3 protein-coding genes are annotated in these 2,387 nt (G+C 73.4%); all 3 read right to left on the bottom strand.

Going from position 1 to position 2,387, the window contains the following annotated elements; all coding sequences use genetic code 11:
• Positions 1–115: 115 nt before the first annotated feature.
• Complete coding sequence (locus tag VN520_RS16940) at positions 116–613, bottom strand: peptidylprolyl isomerase (RefSeq protein WP_325747759.1); 498 nt, start codon at positions 611–613, stop codon at positions 116–118.
• Between the two features lie 286 nt (positions 614–899).
• Entirely contained in the window at positions 900–1,133 is a 234-nt protein-coding gene (locus tag VN520_RS16935) for a hypothetical protein (protein ID WP_325747758.1), read from the bottom strand.
• 141 nt (positions 1,134–1,274) lie between these two features.
• Positions 1,275–2,165, bottom strand: a complete 891-nt coding sequence (locus tag VN520_RS16930) for an SDR family oxidoreductase (RefSeq protein WP_325747757.1) — start codon at positions 2,163–2,165, stop codon at positions 1,275–1,277.
• Positions 2,166–2,387: the final 222 nt, after the last annotated feature.

The raw sequence follows: 2,387 nt of genomic DNA, 5'->3' as shown, positions 1-2,387 counted from the left end.
CGCGCTCGCCGGAACCCGCCGACCGGGCTCGCAGGACGGGCGGCGGCCCGGCGGGCCGGGGCGCGGCTCAGGGCTCCCGGCCCGGGGAACCCGGCCGGGAGACCCGTCGCGTGGGTCAGAGGACGCCGGACTCGGAGACGGCGATCTTCGCCTTGGTCCTGCCGGTCGAGGAGCCGTACGACTCGATCTTGCGGACGAGCTCCATGCTCGCCTCGTCGGCGACCTCGCCGAACACGACGTGCTTGCCGTCCAGCCACGGGGTGACGACGGTGGTGATGAAGAACTGCGAACCGTTCGTGTTCGGTCCGGCGTTGGCCATCGAGAGCAGACCCGGCTTGTTGTGCTTCAGGGTGAAGTTCTCGTCGGCGAACTTCTCGCCGTAGATGCTCTTGCCGCCGGTGCCGTTGCCCTGGGTGAAGTCGCCGCCCTGGAGCATGAAGTCAGGGATGACCCGGTGGAACGGCGAGCCGGCGTAGCCGAAGCCCTGCTCCCCGGTGGCCAGCGCGCGGAAGTTCTCCGCGGTCTTGGGGGTCACGTCGTCGAAAAGGTTGAACACGATTCGCCCAGCGGGCTGGTCGTCGATGGTGATGTCGAAATACGCCTTGATGGTCATGAGTCCATCCTGACATCACCTGCCGGCTCCTGTTGCACAGACCCCGCCCCACGGCGGGTCCGGGCCGCGTGGACACGGCGTACCGCGGGGGTGGGCCGGGGTACGCCGTTCCAGTCGGGGAGGGCGCCGCTCGCCCTTACGGATGCCGTTCAGCGGCTGCCGCGGTGGCCCCCGGCCCGGTGGTCTTGGCGCCCCGAGGACCCCTGCCCCGCTCCCCCGGCGGCCCGTCCCGTGCGCATGGGTCCGCGCAGCAGGGGCGACAGCGCCCGCCCGGACAAGAGCTCCGTCACCGCCGGGAGAGGAACTCGCGCGTCCGGGCCTTCAGCATCCAGCGCGAAGGGGCGAGAGGGGCACGCCGGCCGCCCCCGGTGACCAGCGCGTTCACAGATGCCATCGGGTCCAGTGCCGTCGTCCTGGCCAGCAGGACGCCGACGGCGAGCGGGAGCAGGGCCACGGCCAGCGCCGTACCGGCGCAGGTCAGGTTCTGGATACGGGGGCGCCTCGGCGCGTCGGGGTCCATGGTGCCCATTCGACCGGCGGAGCCCCGTGCGCGGATCGGCTCGCGTACTCAGACGCGCCGTTCCCCGTACTCAGTCGGGCTCCGTCCGTCTGCCGCTCCCCGCGCCCGGCCCGGCACCTCTCCGCTCCGGACGGGCGCGGATCAGCCGTCCGCCCCTCGCCGTGCCACGGTGTCGGCCCGGCCGCCGGCCCCCAGGAGCCCGGTCGGCTCGAACGGAGTCCTCCGCTCCAGCCTGGGCAGCTCGCGCTTCGCGTACGCCGTGACGACCGGGGGCATCGCGGCACGCACCCACTGCGTGGCCCGGAGCCACCCGGGCGAGTACACGGCGGCACTGCGCCGCTCGACCGCCCGCACCATGTGGCGCGCCACGGTCCCCACCGGGTGGACCTTGCGCGCGGGCCGCGGCATGTGCGCGCGCAGCTCGCGCAGTACGGGCTGCTGGTCGACGCCGCGGATCATGTCGGTGTCGGTCCAGTTCAGGTAACCGATGCCGACGCCGACGCGCTCATGGGCCAGCTCGGCACGCAAGGAGTGCGCGAACGACTCCACCCCCGCCTTGGAAGCGCAGTAGGCACTCATCATGGGTGCGGCACCGATGGAGGCCAGCGAGGCGATCTGCAGGTAGTAACCCCGGGTGGCGCGCAGTTGGGGCAGGAAGGCACGTGCGGTGACCGCGCTCCCGATCAGGTTCACCTCGATCACGCGCCGCCAGGTCGCCGGGTCGGACTCCGCGAAGGGACCGCCTTCCGCGATCCCCGCGTTGGCGACCACGACCGACACGGGCCCGAACTGCTCCCTGACCTCGTCCGCCACCTCTGCCATTGCCGCGTCGTCGGTGACATCGGCCTCCCAGCAGCGTGCCGGGCCGGGGAGCGAATCCCGCACCCGGGCCAGGCCCGGTGCCTCCCGGCCGATCAGGGCGACCGTGACGCCACGGCTCCCCAGCTCCCGCGCGACGGCGGCGCCGACACCCCGCGCGGCGCCGGTCACGACGGCGACCCGGCCCTCCAGGGGACCAGCTGTATCCGTCATACGTACCTCCTCCGGGTGGACCGCGACGGCGCTGCCCGGCGCCGGCTCGCGAACGGACGGTGCTTCCACCTAAGCATTCCCGGTGGCATGCCGCCCCATGGGGCGGGCGGGCCCGGGCCCCCTCCGGGGCGCCGTCCGGCGGAACCGGCGGCCGGGTGCCGGCACCCGGCCCGGACGGGCCTTCATCCCGCGGAAGAGGGCGGCCCCCAGTGGGAGAACCTC

Origin of the sequence: Streptomyces sp. (genome assembly GCF_035563135.1) — a bacterium.
Lineage (GTDB): Bacteria > Actinomycetota > Actinomycetes > Streptomycetales > Streptomycetaceae > Streptomyces.
The sequence above is the reverse complement of the archived record's forward strand: the minus strand, read 5'-3'. Positions and strand labels throughout refer to the sequence as shown.